Origin of the sequence: Halomonas sp. CSM-2, from assembly GCF_002119345.1 — a bacterium.
In the GTDB taxonomy this organism is placed as follows: Bacteria; Pseudomonadota; Gammaproteobacteria; order Pseudomonadales; family Halomonadaceae; genus Vreelandella; species Vreelandella janggokensis.
This window is the reverse complement of sequence record NZ_NBYR01000018.1, coordinates 38,023-54,387: the sequence shown is the minus strand read 5'-3', so window position 1 is coordinate 54,387 and position 16,365 is coordinate 38,023. Positions and strand designations below refer to the sequence as shown.

Below are 16,365 nucleotides of genomic sequence, written 5' to 3'. Positions count from 1 at the left end.
GTGCTTCTCATGCATCTTTTCATGCGCTTTCTCACGCGCTATTTCATGAACTGTTTCATGCAGTACGCGCCAGAACACGAAGCTTGGAAGCGAGCATGTCACGGTCTAGATAGGTGCCCTGCAAGTGACGTGCGCCGCTGTTGGGGTCGAATTCGCGCCGTCCATGGAGGACACGGCGGTTATCGAACGCCACCATCTGGCCGGGTAGTAGGGTGAACTCGATCTGGTGCGCCTCGCTGTGAAACAACTGCCATAGAACGCGGTAGGCGCGGTACCAGGCGGCCATCTTGGGCGCCGGCAGGTGCAGCGTGTCGCGAATCCAGTTGTTGAGGCGCATTTCGATGAGGTTGCCGTCAGCGTCGAGCTTGATGACCGGCTCACGCACTGAAATGTCGTGCGTGTCGTCCTGAAAGCGAAAATCGATCGCGGTTTCGCTCAGAATCTTCAGGGCTTCCGGATCCTGTTGGCGTAATGCGTTGACCACCCGTGCGCCATCGGCAAACAGCGATTGACCGCCACTCGCCTCGTTCTGCAGGCAGTAGAGCAGTTGAATATCCGGCGGCTGACGCCAGTTGGGCAGGTCGATGTGCAGCGGCAGGCCGACGGCGGTGTAGGCGGCATTGTTGGGGTTGGGCTTTGAGCGGACATCAAAGCGCGAGCCAAAGTTGGTGGCACGCTGGGGGCCGATACGCTCCGCCAGGCGGCTGACTTCTTCCTCAACCAGCGGGCCTTCAGTGATCAGCGCCAGACCATCGCGCAACATGGCCGTCAGCCAGGCTTTTTCGCCGTCGGGCGTCAGGAAATCGGCATGGGGGATGCGCTCAGGGGTGAACTGATCCCGCCAGGGGGTCAGCGATGGAACGGCCGTGGGGATCTCGGCTTCCGGGCGGCGCTGGTAAAGCCATCCGCTGTGGAAGGCACTTTCGTGGCCATCCTGCCAGGTCAGGTAGAGATGTCCGCCCGCTAGTTCGATTGCTGGCGTTTCACTGATATCCTCAAGCGGCAGGTACAAGCGCTCGCGGGTTTGCGGGTGCCGACAGGCAGGGCAGGCGCAATGGTCGCGCAGCCACAGCAGCGGTAGCATGGTGTGCTGGCCATCCTGCCATGTAAGGCGGATGCCTTCATCGGTGGGCACTGCCTCAGTTAGTGATGGACCGTCCTGGTAGGGGGCTAATTCGCCCATTTGCGGCGCTTGGTATTGCTCTTCAGCGAAAACGGCACTGTTCATCACTTCCTCCCGGCATTGACTAAATAACGCCCATCTAGGATGCGCAGTCGCATTGGCAGTGACAAACGATTAATCTGACCCCTGAGACCCCGTTCAGCTTATAGGTTGCTTTCCCATGAGTGCATTGCCGCCGTTACTATGGCTACAGGCCTTTGAATCCGCCGCCCGAACGCTCAGCTTTACCGCTGCCGGTAACGAGCTGGGGGTGACCCAGGCGGCGATCAGTCAGCGCATTCGACTGCTGGAGGATCGTCTGGGGCAGAAGCTGTTCGTTAGGCATGCCCGAAGCCTGACCCTTACGCCCGCCGGGCAGGCCTGGCTGCCGAGTATTCACGATGCCTTCGCGCGGATCAGCGAGGGCACCTCGGAAGTGTTCGGCATGACCCTCGAGCAGCCGGTCACCCTGCGCGCCACACCGGTCATTCAGCAGGTGTGGCTGGCGCCGAGGCTGATTCAGCTGCATCACCGGCATCCCAAGCTATCGCTGCGTCTGGTCAGCGCCATCTGGCCCGATGATTTTGGCCCGGAGGGCGCCGATATCGAAATTCGCTATGGGCGAGGGGACTGGAGCGGCGTCGAGATGTACCCGCTCGGCGACGAGCAGCTATTGCCCGTCTGTACCCCCGCTATCGCTGCAACGCTCGGCGCGCCGAGCGACCTGGCCGGGCACACCCTGCTCCACGCAGTGGGCTTTGGGGTTGGCTGGCCTGGCTGGTTGCAGACGGCGGGGGTGTCACATGTGGAGGCACAGTGCCACGCGCTGACCTGCGATAATCAGGTCATGACGCTGGCGCTGGCAAGCCAGGGAGGCGGTGTTGCGCTGACGCATCGTCGCCTGCTTGAGCAGCGCGATGATCTCGTGGCACCGTTTTCGGTCAGCGTGCCAAGTGAGGAGCGTTTCTGGCTCGTAAGGCCCAGCCGTCGTATCGTGAGCGAAGACGCTGAAACGGTATGGCAGTGGTTGATAAAAGCGATTTAGCAGGAGAGTCAAACGATGCCCCGGCCCGAACTACTCGAACAGATCTATACCATTGTCGATCAGATACCGGCGGGGCGGGTCACGACCTACGGGCGGATTGCGGCAATGACCGAAGGGGCGACCCCACGCATGGTGGGGTCTGCCATGCGCCACTTGCCGGACGGTCACCAGTTGCCCTGGCACCGGGTCATTGCCGCATCGTTGAAACTGGCCGACCACGGCGGCGCGGCCCGCCAGCATCAAAAACTACGCGATGAAGGCGTCGCGTTTGATGCCAAGGGGCGCGTCCCTGCGCACCTTGTCTGGCCTGATTGATCAGGCAGTCGCCCGGATCGGAACAGCCCTCCGCGGGGGCGCTGTGAACCCATCCCTGGGCGCTACATTCGCCATCCGTGGGCGAATAACCCCCGCTTCGAGCTGATTCCGATCCTACGGAGTGCTTGAAGCTTAAGCTGACTTCAAATCAGTCATCGAGATTGGCGCCTGACTTCCAGGACCAGTCGCGCCAGCGCAGGTCGAAGAGATCCTTGCGGCGGTCTTTCAGGTTGGTCACCGAGCCTTCGGCGCGCACCACGGTCAGGCGAGTCAGGTCCAGGTCCGAGAAGAAGATCATCTCGGTATTGGGCGTGGTTTCCGCCAGCACCGCGTCGTGGGGGAAGGCAAAGTCGGACGGCGAGAACACCGCCGACTGTGCGTACTGGATGTCCAGGTTCTCGATCGACGGCAGGTTGCCGACGCTGCCGCACAGCACCACGTAGCACTCGTTTTCGATGGCGCGCGCCTGGGCGCAATGGCGCACCCGCAGGTAGCCGTTCTTGGTGTCGGTCCAGAAAGGCACAAACAGGATGTCCATATCCTGGTCGGCAAGCAGGCGGCCCAGTTCAGGGAACTCCACGTCGTAGCAGATCAGAATGCCTACACGGCCTGCGTCGGTATCGAACACCTGCAGATCGTCACCGCCTTCGATGACCCAGTCGCGTCGCTCCTGGGGCGTGATATGCAGTTTCGACTGCTTCTCGATGCTGCCATCGCGGTGAAGCAGGTAGGTGATGTTATACAGCCGGTCATCCTCGCCGGCCTCGATCATCGAGCCGCCGATAATATTGATGTTATAGGACACCGCCATCCGCGACAGCTCGGCGACAAAACGCTCGGTAAAGCCCGCCAGAAAGCGAATCGCGCCCATCTGGTCCTGCTGGGCTTCACGGTCCTGCAGCCCCATCAGCGGCGCGTTGAACAGCTCGGGGAAGACAGCAAAGTCACTTTGGTAATCCGACAGCGCGTCCACAAAGTACTCGATCTGCTGTAATGCGGCTTCCACGGAAGAGAACTCGCGCATCTGCCATTGCACTGCCCCCACACGCACTTGTGTCGGGCGGGTGTCCAGCACGCTTTCCGCGGGCTCGAAGAGAATATTGTTCCACTCAAGCAGCGTGGCGTAGCCCCGGGACTGCTCGTCTTCCGGCAGGTACTTGCGTAGCAGGCGCTTGACCTGGAAGTCGTTAGCCAACTGGAACGACAGAATCGGGTCGTAAATCTCTTTACGCGATACTTTGTCGATGTACTGGGCCGGGGACAACTCATCGGAATGCTGGTGGTATTCGGGAATTCGCCCACCCGCCAGAATGGCACGCAGGTTATGCGAACGGCACAGTTCCTTGCGCGCCTCGTAAAGGCGGCGGCCCAGGCGGTAGCCGCGATAGTCGGGATGAATCAGCACATCCAGGCCGTACATGGCATCGCCATCCTGATCATTGCGGATGATTTCACGATGGCCGATCAGGTCGTCGTACTTGTGCGGGTTGGAAAACTCGTCGTAATCCACCTGAACGGTCAGCGCCACGCCAACCAGGATTCCGTCGTCCTCGATAGCGATCTGGCCATCAGGAAACTCCTGGATCAGTTTATCGATCGTAAGCTTCGGCCAGGCACCCCCGATATCGTGATACACCGCATCCATCAATGACTTCAGCTGTTCATAGTCATCGCTCGTCAGGTTGCGGAGATTAAGGTGCAGTTCTTCTAGGGACATGCATTACCCTTTGTGTGAAAACCATCGTGTCATCATAACACTCTCGATCGATGAGCTGTGACAATGGCTCTACCTTTGTCGCTCGGCGCCAACAAAAAACCCCGGCTAGACGCCGGGGCTTTTACAAGGTGACAAGAGTGGCTGATCAATCTTCGGGGTCGTTTGCCGAGTCTACACCGTTGTCTTCAGCGACTTCACCGTCTTCCAACTGTCCCTCGGGCTCTGTCGTACCGTCATCCGGGTCGTTGGCACTCTCCGTGGTGTTCTCGTCTTCTACTACGGCGTCATCAGACATCATTGCATCTGGTTCGGACTGACCGTCAGAAGGATCATTGGCGGAATCGACGCTTGCTTCCGCTTCGTTCATTTCATGATCTTTCATGTCTTCATGATGTTCGGCGAATGCCATTCCTGACATCAAGCCAAATGTACCTACCAGCGCGACTGTCCTAATTACGTTTTTCATGGCAAATCCTTATGATCTGGTTGAGTGCTTTATCATCCAAAGATGTTGTTTCAATGAATGTACGTACAAGTTTAGTAGAGATATTTTTTTTTACAAGTATGAATTTCATTAGCTGCGTTTACGTATGGCAGCACCTTCTCTCTTAAAGCCTTGGGCCAAGGGCTGGGTCAACGTTTGCGCCATGATGACGCCCGCCAGTATCAGCAGGCCACCGATAAAGTGGAAGCCCGCCACCTGCTCGCCCAGAAACGCCATGGCGATGAGGGCGCTGAAAAGTGGCATCAGGTTGATGAAAATACTCGCCTGGCTGGCGCCTATTTGGCGGACGGCACGCATCCATAAAAAGGTGGTGATGATCGATGCGGGGATACCCGCGTAGAGGATGAGTCCAATGTTTTGGCTATCCACCGGCGTCATTGGCCCCATCAAGTAAGGTGGCAGCAGTAACAGCACGGCAAAGCACACCTGGGCGTAAAGCATGACCCAGGGTGGCAACTTCATCGACCAGCGCTTGAGCATGACGCCGTAAAGCGCATAGCAGGTGGCGGCTACCACCATCAGTGCGTCACCATAGACAACCTCCAGCTGTAGCAGCGAAAGCGGGTTGCCGCGACCCAGCAGGACAGTCACGCCGATAAACGCCAGGATCCCGCCTGCCACACCTCCACGGGTCGGCGGCTCGCGTAGAATCAATGCGCTCAACAGCACGGTCAGCAGTGGCACCATTGCCGCCAGTATGCCCATGTTGGTGGCGCTGGTGGTTTCCGCGGCGACATAGGCCAAGCCTTGCCATAGGCCCATGCCCAGGAGCCCCAACAAAGCCAGTTTTGGCCAGTGGCGGCGGATTTCCTCACGGTGGCGTATGGCAGCGGGCAGCACAAAAGGCGTCATCACCACCAGTGCCAGCAGCCAGCGCAAAAACGCGATGCTGCTCGGCGCAATGGCGCCCACGGTGAGCTGGTTGATGGTCATGTTGCCCGACCAGATCAGCACAGTGGTCAGCGGCGCTAAAAAATACATCAATGGCATAGCACATTCCCTTAAAACAGTCCCTTATCGTTAGCCGGGTAATGTGACGCCCTTTTGCTGAGTGGGCAAGGCCCTTTCACCTGAGCCTATCACCAGAACCTATCACCAGAACCTATCACCAGAACCTATCACCAGAACCTGTCATCAGAGTCTACCATCAGGCCTTGCCAGCAAGACTTGTTATCAGGGCTTGTTATCAGGACCGGGGGCTGTACGTGACGGGCAGGATGTCATACGCTTGTTTGAATAATCATCAAATAACCCTCTGGAGAACCGTGATGACTCGTGCGCCTGCCTATCCGCATCTTTTCCGTCCGATCAGACTGGGGCATTTAGCGCTGCCAAATCGGGTTTTGATGGGCTCCATGCACACCAACCTGGAAGAAGCGCCCAATGGCTTTGAGCGCTTGGCCGCGTTTTACGCCGAGCGTGCGCGTGCCGGGGTTGGCCTGATCGTGACCGGGGGCATTGCCCCCAATGCCGAGGGCGCGGTATTTCAGGGGGCGAATGCGCTGACCGAAACTTCGCAGTTGGCGGAGCACCGTCATGTCGTCGACGCCGTTCATGCGGAGGGAGGGCATCTCTGCATGCAGATTCTGCATGCCGGCCGCTATGCGTACTCCCCTGAACTGGTCGCGCCATCGGCGATCCAGGCCCCGATCAATCCCTTTACACCGCGCGCGCTGACCAGCGATGAGGTCGAGCAGCAAATTGCCGACTACGTGCGCTGTGCCAATCTCGCCCAGCAGGCGGGCTACGATGGCGTTGAGGTGATGGGCTCCGAGGGCTATCTGATCAACCAGTTTATCTGCCAGCGCACCAATCAGCGCGACGACGAATGGGGCGGTGACTTTGAGCGGCGGATCCGCTTTCCCATCGAAATCGTCAAACGCATCCGCGCCGCCGTGGGTGAGCGGTGCCTGGTGATTTTCCGCCTGTCGATGATTGACCTGGTGGAGGAGGGCAGCTCCTGGGAAGAAGTCGTTGCCCTGGGAAAAGCCATTGAAGCTGCCGGTGCCGACGTGATCAATACCGGCATTGGCTGGCACGAGGCCCGGGTGCCGACCATTGTCACCAGCGTTCCCCGGGCGGCGTTCAGCGAAGTGACCAGGCGAATGAAGGGGGCGCTTTCGATTCCGCTGATCACCACCAATCGCATCAACATGCCGGAGGTGGCAGAGCGGGTGCTCGCCGAAGGGCATGCGGACATGGTGTCGATGGCGCGGCCGTTTCTTGCCGACCCGGAATGGGTACGCAAGGCCGAAGCGGGGCTGGCCGACGAGATCAACACCTGTATCGCCTGCAATCAGGCCTGCCTGGATCACACATTTGCGGGCAAGCTGACCTCCTGCCTGGTGAATCCTCGCGCCTGCCATGAAACCGAACTGACGCTTGAGCCTGCCCGCACGGCGAAGCGGGTCGCGGTGGTCGGCGGCGGCCCGGCGGGCCTGGCGACAGCCGTGGAGGCGGCTCGCCGCGGCCATGCCGTCGTGCTGTTTGAACGTCGTGGCGAGCTCGGCGGGCAGTTCAATTACGCCCGCAAGATCCCCGGCAAAGAGGAGTTCAACGAAACGCTGCGTTACTACCGCGTGATGCTGGAAAAGCATGCCGTGGAGGTTCGCTTGAACACCAGCGCCACGGTCGACGCGTTAGCGGACTTCGATGACGTGGTGATTGCCACCGGCGTCATGCCCCGTGAACTGACGCTGCCCGGTGCCGACCATCCCAAGGTGCTGAGCTATGCTGAAGCGATTGAACGCCCTGAACGCGTTGGCTCAACCGTCGCGGTGATTGGGGCGGGCGGTATCGGCTTTGATGTGTCCGAGCTGTTGGCGCATCAGGCGCATCCGACGCTCGATCTGGCTGCATGGTGTGACGAATGGGGGGTGGATCTGGCGATGGACGCAAGGGGGGGCTTGAAAGCACCCGCGCCGCCCGCGTCGCCAAGAGAGATCGTCATGCTCCAGCGTAAAACTTCCAAGCCGGGCAAATACCTGGGCAAGACCACCGGTTGGGTGCATCGCGCGTCGCTTAAACAGCGCGGCGTCAAAACCCTCACCGGCTGTGAGTACCTCAAGATCGATGACGACGGTCTACACATCCGCCAAGAAGGGCAGAATCAGGTGCTCGACGTGGCTTCCATCGTGGTCTGTGCTGGTCAGGAATCGGTGCGCGATTTGATCGTGCCGCTGGAGCAGTCGGGGCACCGCGTGCACGTGATCGGCGGCGCCGATGAAGCCGCTGAGCTTGATGCCAAACGCGCTATTGATCAGGGCACCCGCCTGGCGGCTTCCTTATAACGTTGAAATGGCGATAGACTGTTTACCCCACCCGTTAGCCAACCTGGCGGGTGACGACGATGCAGGTGGCACCCAGCCTGCGTCGTTTGACTGTCAGATAAAAGGTCTATCCACAAGGACTCGCCACAAGGACTATCGCCATGACCTCGGAGTGTACCCCACGATTTTTGGCCAGTGATAATACCTCCGGTATTTGCCCGGAAGCCATGGAGTATCTGCTGGAAGCCAATCAAGCCGATGATCTAGCCTACGGCAACGACCGCTGGACAGCCCGCGCCGCCGATCGTTTTCGCGACATGTTCGACTTCGACTGTGACGTCTTTTTTGTCTTCAACGGTACCGCTGCCAATTCACTGGCCCTCTCCGCGATGGGGCGTAGCTACCACAGTGTGATCTGCCACGAGCTGGCCCACATTGAAACCGACGAATGCGGTGGCCCCGAGTTCTTTTCCAACGGTGCCAAGCTGCTGACGTCGCCGGGTGCCAACGGCAAGTTGACCCCGGAAGGCATTGAAGCGCTGGTCACCAAGCGCAGCGATATTCACTACCCAAAACCCAAGGTCATTTCGCTGACCCAGGCCACTGAAGTCGGCACGGTCTATTCCCGGGAGGAGCTTCTGGCCATTCGCGCCATGGCAGATAAGTACGACCTGCGCCTGCATATGGACGGCGCCCGCTTTGCCAACGCCTGCGCCAGTCTGGACGCCACCCCGGCCGAGCTGACCTGGCAGGTGGGTGTCGATGCGCTGTGTTTCTCGGGTACCAAAAACGGCTTAGCGTTCGGTGAGGCTATTTTGTTCTTCAACCGGGAGCTGGCCGAAGATTTTTCCTACCGCTGCAAACAGGCAGGCCAACTGGCGTCCAAAATGCGTTTTGTCTCCGCGCCCTGGCTGGGATTGCTGGAAAGCGGTGCCTGGTTGACCAATGCCCAGCACGCCAATGCCATGGCGCGCTACCTGTCTGACGGCCTGCAGGCGTTGCCCGGCGTGTCGCTGATGTTTCCGACGCAGGCCAACAGCGTCTTCGTTGAATTGCCGCCCCGTGCCATCGAAGCGTTGAAAGCCAGAGACTGGACCTTCTATACCTTCATTGGCGCCGGCGGGGCACGGTTTGTCTGCGCCTGGAACACCACCGTTGAATTACTCGACCAGTTGCTGAACGATATCCAGGAAGTGCTTGAATAGATCCATACCCGTTAACGGATTCCCTGGCGCCGCCTTTCTGGCGGCGCTGTGCGTTGGGCCTGTCAACGCAACTAATCTTCCCCTCTTATGCTCATAATATTAACGCCGCAGCGTTGAAGTTTGAGTCATCACATTTTGCTAATGCTGACTATGCTGATAAGCGACACCTCGTTCGGCATATCGCACCGATGTTGATTGGCTGGCGACTGCCTGGGGATGGGCTACAGGAGAGTTCCATGAGCATCTTTGATCACGTTCAAGACCGTTTTGCCCGCGTTCAGCAAGAAGACATGAGCCTTGAGGAGTACCTGGCGCTTTGTCGCCGCGACTCCAAGGCCTACGCCAGCGCGGCCGAGCGCCTGCTGGAAGCCATTGGTGAGCCTGAGGTCATCGACACCGCCAAGGACTCGCGTCTCTCGCGCATTTTTTCCAATAAAGTCATTCGGCGCTATCCCGCGTTCGCCGAGTTCCACGGTATGGAAGAAGCCATCGAACAGATCGTGGCTTACTTTCGACATGCGGCCCAGGGACTTGAAGAGCGTAAACAGATTCTCTACCTGCTGGGGCCGGTGGGCGGGGGTAAATCGTCGCTGGCGGAGCGCCTCAAACTGTTGATGGAACGGATTCCTTTTTATGCCATTAAAGGCTCGCCGGTGTACGAATCACCGCTTGGCCTGTTTTCGCCGGAAGAAGACGGCGAGCTGCTCGAAAAAGAGTACGGCATTCCTCAACGCTACCTTAAAAGCGTGATGTCGCCCTGGGCGGCCAAGCGTTTGAAAGAATATGGTGGCGATATTTCCCAGTTCCGGGTCGTGCGATTATACCCGTCACGGCTTAACCAGATCGCCATCTCCAAAACCGAACCCGGTGATGAGAACAACCAGGATATTTCGTCCCTGGTCGGCAAGGTCGACATTCGCCAGCTGGAGCTTTATTCCCAGGATGATCCGGATGCCTACAGCTTTTCCGGTGGCCTGTGCCGTGCCAACCAGGGGTTGATGGAATTCGTCGAGATGTTCAAGGCACCCATCAAGGTGCTGCACCCGCTGCTGACCGCCACCCAGGAAGGCAACTACAACCCCACCGAGGGCATGGGCGCGATCCCCTTCGACGGTGTGATCCTGGCCCACTCCAACGAATCCGAGTGGCAGGCATTCCGCAATAACCGCAACAACGAGGCGTTTCTTGACCGGGTGTATATCGTCAAGGTGCCTTACTGCCTGCGGGTAACCGAAGAAATCAAGATTTACCAGAAACTGCTCGAAGACTCGTCGCTTAACGCCGCGCCCTGCGCGCCTGATACGCTACGCATGCTGGCGCAATTCTCGGTGCTTTCGCGGTTGAAAGTGCCCGAAAACTCAAGCATCTACTCGAAGATGCGCGTCTACGATGGCGAAAATCTCAAGGATACCGACCCGCGAGCCAAGTCGATTCAGGAATATCGCGACGCCGCCGGGGTGGATGAAGGTATGCAGGGTCTATCAACCCGCTTTGCCTTCAAGATTCTCTCCAAGGTGTTCAACTTTGATGGCACGGAAACGGCGGCCAACCCCGTGCATTTGCTTTACGTGCTGGAACAGGCTCTCGAGCGCGAACAGCTGCCGTCGGAAGTATTCGAACGCTACATCGGCTTTATCAAGGAGTTTCTGGCCCCGCGCTACGTCGAGTTTATCGGCAAGGAAATCCAGACCGCTTACCTGGAGTCCTACAGCGAGTACGGGCAGAATATTTTTGACCGCTATGTCACCTATGCAGACTTCTGGATTCAGGATCAGGAATACCGCGACCCTGATACCGGTGAGCTGTTCGACCGTCAGGCGCTCAACGAAGACCTGGAAAAAATCGAGAAACCGGCGGGTATCTCCAATCCCAAGGACTTCCGCCATGAAGTGGTCAATTTCGTGCTGCGTGCCCGCGCGCAAAATAACGGCATGAACCCCAGCTGGCAGTCTTATGAAAAGCTCAAAGGCGTGATCGAACACAAGATGTTCGCCAACACCGAAGAACTGCTGCCGGTGATCTCCTTCAATGCCAAGGCGTCGAAGTCGGATCAGAAAAAGCACGAAGACTTTGTCGCGCGAATGGTGGATCGTGGCTACACCGAAAAACAGGTGCGGCTACTCTCCGAGTGGTACCTGCGCGTACGCAAGTCCCAGTAGCGGATGCGCTTAAAAAGGAGGTCATATGACCTACTTCATCGATCGCAGGCCCAATGCCAAGCACAAGAGCGCGGTCAATCGGCAACGCTTTCTGGAGCGCTATCGCAAGCATATTAAGCGCTCCGTGGAAGAAGCCGTCAACCGCCGCTCGATCACCGACATGGAGCGGGGCGAGAAGGTATCGATCCCCACCAAGGATATCTCCGAGCCGGTGTTTCAGCACGGACCGGGCGGGGCGCGTGAAATCGTCTCGCCTGGCAACAAGGAGTTTCTGGCGGGGGATAAAATCCACCGTCCGCCCGGACAGGGCGGCGGCAGCGGCTCCGGTGAAGGCAACGCTTCCAATCAGGGTGAAGGCACCGATGAATTTGCCTTCACCCTGAGTCGTGAAGAGTTTCTGGAATTTGTCTTTGATGGGCTGGAACTGCCTCACCTTCAACGAAAGCCGCTCAAGTCGCTGCAGGAAATCAAGATGGTGCGCGCAGGCCTGGCGAGGGACGGGGTGCCTTCGCGCATCAGTATTACCCGCTCGATGCGTGAAGCCTATGCCCGGCGTATCGCCATGCGCGCGCCTATCAAGCGCGCCCTGCGAGAAGCTCAGCAGGCACTCGAGGCCGAGGAGCGTAAAGACCCGGTGCTGCGTAACCCCGCTCGCATCACTGAATTGAAAGCCGAGATCGAGCGCCTGGAAAAACGCATCGAAGCGGTGCCGTTCATCGACACCTACGACCTGCGCTATCACCAGCTGGCCGCTCAGCCACAGCCCTCAAGCCAGGCGGTGATGTTCTGTGTCATGGATGTTTCGGGTTCGATGACCCAGAACCACAAGGACATCGCCAAGCGGTTTTTCCTGCTGCTGTATCTGTTTCTGGAAAAACACTATGAGAAAGTCGAGCTTGTGTTTGTCCGCCACCATACCGCCGCCCGGGAAGTCAGCGAAGAGGAGTTCTTCTACTCGAGGGAAACCGGCGGCACCATCGTGTCCAGTGCGCTTACTCTGGTCAAGAAGATCATCGACAAGCGGTACCCGGCAGAGCAGTGGAATCTGTATGTCGCCCAAGCCTCCGACGGCGACAACTGGGATGATGATTCAAACGTGTGCCGCGACTTGCTGGTCAAGCAGCTGATGCCGCAGCTCCAGTACTATGCCTATGTGGAAATCACCCCCCACGACCATCAGTCGCTCTGGCAGGAATATGAGGCCGTAGCCGCTCGTTTCCCCGAACAATTTGCCATGCGCCAGATAGTCGAGGCTGGGGATATTTACCCCGTCTTCCGTGAACTGTTCAAGCGTCGCTTGAGTCAGCAGCACTGACTGACCGTTGAGGAGTGAGCCATGAATGCCACCCGCAAGCCGATTGCGACCGGTTCTGACTGGAACTTCAACGTGCTCGAGCGTTTTGACGCCGAGCTTGCCCGGCTCGCCGACGAATACCGGCTGGATACCTATCCCAACCAGATTGAAGTGATCACCACCGAGCAGATGATGGATGCCTATGCCAGCGTCGGCATGCCGGTAGGCTATCACCACTGGTCGTTCGGCAAGCAGTTTCTGGCCGTCGAACAGGCCTACAAGCGCGGCCAGATGGGGCTTGCCTATGAGCTGGTCATCAACTCCAACCCCTGCATCGCCTACCTGATGGAAGAAAATACCCTGATGATGCAGGTGCTGGTCATGGCGCATGCCTGCTACGGGCATAACTCCTTCTTCAAGGGCAACTACCTGTTTCGCACCTGGACCGATGCGGAGTCCATCGTCGATTATCTGGTGTTTGCCCGTCAGTACATCGCCCGGTGCGAGGAGCGCCATGGTGTTCAGGCGGTCGAGCAGTTGTTGGATGCCTGCCATGCGCTGCAAAACTATGGAGTGGACCGTTACAAGCGCCCGTCGCCGATTTCGGCGGAAGAAGAAGCCAAGCGTCAGGACGAACGCGAGGCCTACCTGCAAACCCAGGTGAACCTGCTGTGGCGCACGATCCCCGACAGTCCGGAAGGCGTCGAGCCGCTGCCCGGCAGTTTATCGCCTGAAGAAGACGACCCGCTTGGGCTGCATAGCGGCGGCCGTTATCCCTCCGAACCCCAGGAAAACCTGCTCTACTTTGTCGAGAAGAACGCACCACTGCTGGCCCCATGGCAGCGCGAAATCGTGCGTATTGTGCGTAAACTGGCGCAGTATTTTTATCCCCAGCGGCAAACCCAGGTAATGAACGAGGGCTGGGCGTGCTTCTGGCACTATACCCTGATGAATCGCCTTTACGACGATGGCAATGTCGATGAAGGGGTGATGCTCGAGTTTTTACAGTCCCATGCGGCGGTGATCAACCAGCCCGGGTTTGATAGCCCTTACTACAGCGGCATCAACCCCTATGCCCTGGGCTTCGCCATTTTTATGGATATCAAGCGCATCTGCGAAGCGCCCACTGACGAGGATCGTCGGTGGTTTCCGGATATGGCGGGCTCGCCCTGGCGTGAAACGGTTGAATTTGCGATGCGTAACTTCAAGGATGAATCATTTATCCAGCAGTTTTTGTCGCCCAAGGTGATGCGCGATCACAAGCTGTTTCTGGTGGTCGACGATGATCAGGAGGAAATGCTGGAGGTGGCGGCCATTCACAACGAACAGGGCTACCGGCGAGTGCGTGATGCGCTGGCGACGCAATATGCGCTATCGGTGCGCGAGCCCAATATTCAGGTCGTGGAAGCGGCCATTCGGGGTGACCGTTCACTCACACTGCACCACGTGCAAGACAGCCGTCGCCCGTTGGCACGCAGCGTATATCCGGTGATTCGGCATTTGCAGAAGCTATGGGGGTTCCCCGTCCACTTGATCTCCATGGAAGAGGGGCGCGTCACGCGTCGTTACCGCTGGCCGGTGGAAGAAAGCGCTCAAAGCGAAGAGTGACGTCAAGCCAGCATGACTGGATGGCAGAGGCGCATGGCGTCTCTGCCATTTTGGTTGTTAGCCCTGTGCAACCCAGGACTGGCACCAGCCCCCTGGCTCGACGCTGTTTTCCGGGAAAAGTTGGCAGCCCTGATTATCGGCGGAGTAGAACATGCAGTTGTCGCACCGCTGGCCATCTTCGTAGGCCGGGTGATCGCTGGCATCCGCTGCATCCTCCACGTAGCTCAATGCCTGGGCATTGCTTGCCGAAGGGTCCAGGCGTGGCAATGTTTGTGCAAAGGCGGTTTTGGACAGGATACCCGCGCCCAGCGGCAGGGCAGCAAGGCTGAGTATGCTGGATCGCATGAAGGCACGTCGGCTTTGGTTAGCCATGGTTGCTCCTAGTCGTCATTGACTGACGTATTGTCACGGTGTCTGTTATTGACGGTGCTTTTTTTATAAAGCGCTGAATATAATCAGCGCCTATCTGGATGCTAGCGGAACTCGTCGTGGAGTGCGAATCACCTGAACAAGGCAGCGACAATCGGTCACGCTGAGGAACGACTATTTCTAGCACCACTACGCCCACTGCCAGGGCCCTGTTATACTCGTCTCCTATCAGACCATATCCAACACCCACAGTTCATGAGGGCGCGATGCAAAACGCAGTCATCCTAATCAATACCGAGAAAGGTCAGGTCAAGGCCGTCGCTGAGCGCCTGGCGGACGTCGACGGTATCAGCGAAGTGTATTCGACCTGCGGTCGCTACGATCTGGTGGCTATCGCACGGACTCGCGACTTCGAGAGCCTGGCTGACCTGGTTACCGAACGACTCAATGCCGTAGAAGGCATCAGCGACACGGAAACGCTCAACGCCATGCAGGTACACTCGCGTCACGATCTGGAAACCATGTTTTCACTGGGTTGGTAACGCGCCCTGTTTGATCAGGGGCTGAATCTAGCGGGTCAGGGGAGTTGTGGGATTGGGTAAGTTACGCTTGGGTTGGCGTCGGCAGGCCAGACGAATAGGGATTCTCGTGCTGTTTGTGGTGCTGGGCGGCGTGCTCTGGCAATACCAGGAGCGCCAGCATCAAGATATGTACACTTGGCAGGGCGTACCAACCTGGGAGGCGCTGAGTCTGACTTCATTCCACCGGGTGCTGCGTAACGACGGATACCTGGTCGGCTGGTCGGACGTTCGCGTCAACCCGCTCTGGGTCAGTTATCAGGTCGCCGCCGTGGACGATACGCGTATAGGATCGCGCCCGGACTTCCGTCCCGACTGGCGGACATTATGGCCGGTGGGTACTGACAGCTATTCCGGCAGCGGCTACGACCGCGGCCATCTGGCTCCCAACTATGCAATTGCCGCCGTTCACGGCCGTAGCGCACAGCTCGATACCTTCTACATGAGCAACATGACCCCCCAACGGCCCAATCTGAACCGCCGATTATGGCAGCGTTTGGAAGAAGCGGTCATGGATCATTTCGCGCCGCGTTTTGATCGATTGCAAATCATTACCGGCCCCGTTTTTCCTGACAAGTTAATGGATAATGTCTTCAATCGTGTGGGTCTGGTCGAAGTGCCCGAGGCGTTCTACAAGATCATTGTAGCGCCCCACGATGAAGCACCGCTGGCGCTTGCCTTCATCATGCCCCAGGACGTGCGCGGCAACGAGCCGCTGGACGACTACCTGGTCAGCATCGATGACATCGAAGCGCGTACCGGCCTGGATTTTTTCCATGAGCTGAATGATAACGTCGAGAGTGTTCTGGAAAGCGAAATCCGTACCGATGGCTGGGCACTGGAAGAAGTGGCGAAAAAGCCGGGGCGTTATCAATAAGGGGTAATTTTGGCGTTCAAATGATGCGAGGACTATTAAATGGTGCCCAGGAGAGGACTTGAACCTCCACGACCATACGGTCACTAGCACCTGAAGCTAGCGCGTCTACCAATTCCGCCACCTGGGCGCATCATATTGTCACTTGCGGGCTGTGTTCGATTGGTGCCCAGGAGAGGACTTGAACCTCCACGACCATACGGTCACTAGCACCTGAAGCTAGCGCGTCTACCAATTCCGCCACCTGGGCGAACACAACGTTTCA

At 58.2% G+C, this 16,365-nt stretch carries 14 protein-coding genes and 2 tRNA genes; 9 read left to right on the top strand and 7 right to left on the bottom strand.

Annotated features, from left to right (window positions below):
• Positions 1–55: 55 nt before the first annotated feature.
• Entirely contained in the window at positions 56–1,228 is a 1,173-nt protein-coding gene (locus B7L15_RS15465; protein ID WP_254902959.1) for a TauD/TfdA family dioxygenase, read from the bottom strand.
• A 115-nt stretch (positions 1,229–1,343) separates the two neighbouring features.
• Here B7L15_RS15465 and B7L15_RS15460 point away from each other — a divergent pair, with 115 nt between their 5' ends.
• Together B7L15_RS15460 and B7L15_RS15455 are read left to right on the top strand one after the other, a co-directional pair.
• Positions 1,344–2,207: a LysR substrate-binding domain-containing protein gene (locus B7L15_RS15460; protein ID WP_085919829.1), complete on the top strand. Its 864-nt coding sequence runs from the start codon at positions 1,344–1,346 to the stop codon at positions 2,205–2,207.
• Positions 2,208–2,222: 15 nt separating this feature from the next.
• Complete coding sequence (locus B7L15_RS15455; RefSeq protein WP_085919828.1) at positions 2,223–2,522, top strand: MGMT family protein; 300 nt, start codon at positions 2,223–2,225, stop codon at positions 2,520–2,522.
• Positions 2,523–2,670: 148 nt separating this feature from the next.
• Here the strand turns inward: B7L15_RS15455 and B7L15_RS15450 are convergent, their stop codons facing one another.
• The 3 genes from B7L15_RS15450 to B7L15_RS15440 all read right to left on the bottom strand — a co-directional run bounded on the left by B7L15_RS15450 (position 2,671) and on the right by B7L15_RS15440 (position 5,734).
• Positions 2,671–4,239, bottom strand: coding sequence for a bifunctional GNAT family N-acetyltransferase/carbon-nitrogen hydrolase family protein (locus B7L15_RS15450; RefSeq protein ID WP_085919827.1), 1,569 nt, complete (start codon positions 4,237–4,239; stop codon positions 2,671–2,673).
• 145 nt (positions 4,240–4,384) lie between these two features.
• Positions 4,385–4,705 carry a hypothetical protein gene (locus B7L15_RS15445; RefSeq protein WP_085919826.1) on the bottom strand — a complete coding sequence of 107 codons (321 nt, stop codon included), beginning with the start codon at positions 4,703–4,705 and terminating at the stop codon, positions 4,385–4,387.
• 108 nt (positions 4,706–4,813) lie between these two features.
• The gene (locus tag B7L15_RS15440) at positions 4,814–5,734 is read right to left on the bottom strand and encodes a DMT family transporter (RefSeq protein WP_085919825.1); all 921 of its coding nucleotides are present in this window, start codon (positions 5,732–5,734) and stop codon (positions 4,814–4,816) included.
• Between the two features lie 278 nt (positions 5,735–6,012).
• On the opposite strand from B7L15_RS15440, the gene B7L15_RS15435 reads away from it, so the two are divergent.
• From B7L15_RS15435 to B7L15_RS15415, 5 genes are all read left to right on the top strand, one after another.
• Entirely contained in the window at positions 6,013–8,034 is a 2,022-nt protein-coding gene (locus B7L15_RS15435) for an NADPH-dependent 2,4-dienoyl-CoA reductase (protein ID WP_085919824.1), read from the top strand.
• A gap of 140 nt (positions 8,035–8,174) precedes the next feature.
• On the top strand, positions 8,175–9,218 hold the full coding sequence (locus B7L15_RS15430) for a threonine aldolase family protein (protein WP_085919823.1): 1,044 nt from the start codon (positions 8,175–8,177) through the stop codon (positions 9,216–9,218).
• 236 nt (positions 9,219–9,454) lie between these two features.
• Entirely contained in the window at positions 9,455–11,377 is a 1,923-nt protein-coding gene (locus tag B7L15_RS15425; protein ID WP_085919822.1) for a PrkA family serine protein kinase, read from the top strand.
• Positions 11,378–11,402: 25 nt separating this feature from the next.
• Entirely contained in the window at positions 11,403–12,692 is a 1,290-nt protein-coding gene (locus B7L15_RS15420) for a YeaH/YhbH family protein (protein ID WP_085919821.1), read from the top strand.
• 21 nt (positions 12,693–12,713) lie between these two features.
• A complete protein-coding gene (locus tag B7L15_RS15415) occupies positions 12,714–14,279 on the top strand; it encodes a SpoVR family protein (protein WP_085919820.1) in 1,566 nt (521 codons plus the stop codon).
• 57 nt (positions 14,280–14,336) lie between these two features.
• On the opposite strand, the gene B7L15_RS15410 is transcribed toward B7L15_RS15415, so the two are convergent.
• Positions 14,337–14,651 carry a high-potential iron-sulfur protein gene (locus B7L15_RS15410; RefSeq protein WP_085919819.1) on the bottom strand — a complete coding sequence of 105 codons (315 nt, stop codon included), beginning with the start codon at positions 14,649–14,651 and terminating at the stop codon, positions 14,337–14,339.
• A 263-nt stretch (positions 14,652–14,914) separates the two neighbouring features.
• Between B7L15_RS15410 and B7L15_RS15405 the strand changes: the two genes are divergently transcribed.
• Positions 14,915–15,190, top strand: a complete 276-nt coding sequence (locus B7L15_RS15405; protein WP_027338179.1) for an Lrp/AsnC family transcriptional regulator — start codon at positions 14,915–14,917, stop codon at positions 15,188–15,190.
• A gap of 67 nt (positions 15,191–15,257) precedes the next feature.
• Entirely contained in the window at positions 15,258–16,103 is an 846-nt protein-coding gene (locus tag B7L15_RS15400) for a DNA/RNA non-specific endonuclease (protein ID WP_085919857.1), read from the top strand.
• A 40-nt stretch (positions 16,104–16,143) separates the two neighbouring features.
• Here B7L15_RS15400 and B7L15_RS15395 read toward each other — a convergent pair.
• Positions 16,144–16,230 (bottom strand) — tRNA-Leu (locus B7L15_RS15395).
• Positions 16,231–16,263: 33 nt separating this feature from the next.
• Positions 16,264–16,350: transfer RNA gene (locus B7L15_RS15390), tRNA-Leu, on the bottom strand.
• Positions 16,351–16,365: the final 15 nt, after the last annotated feature.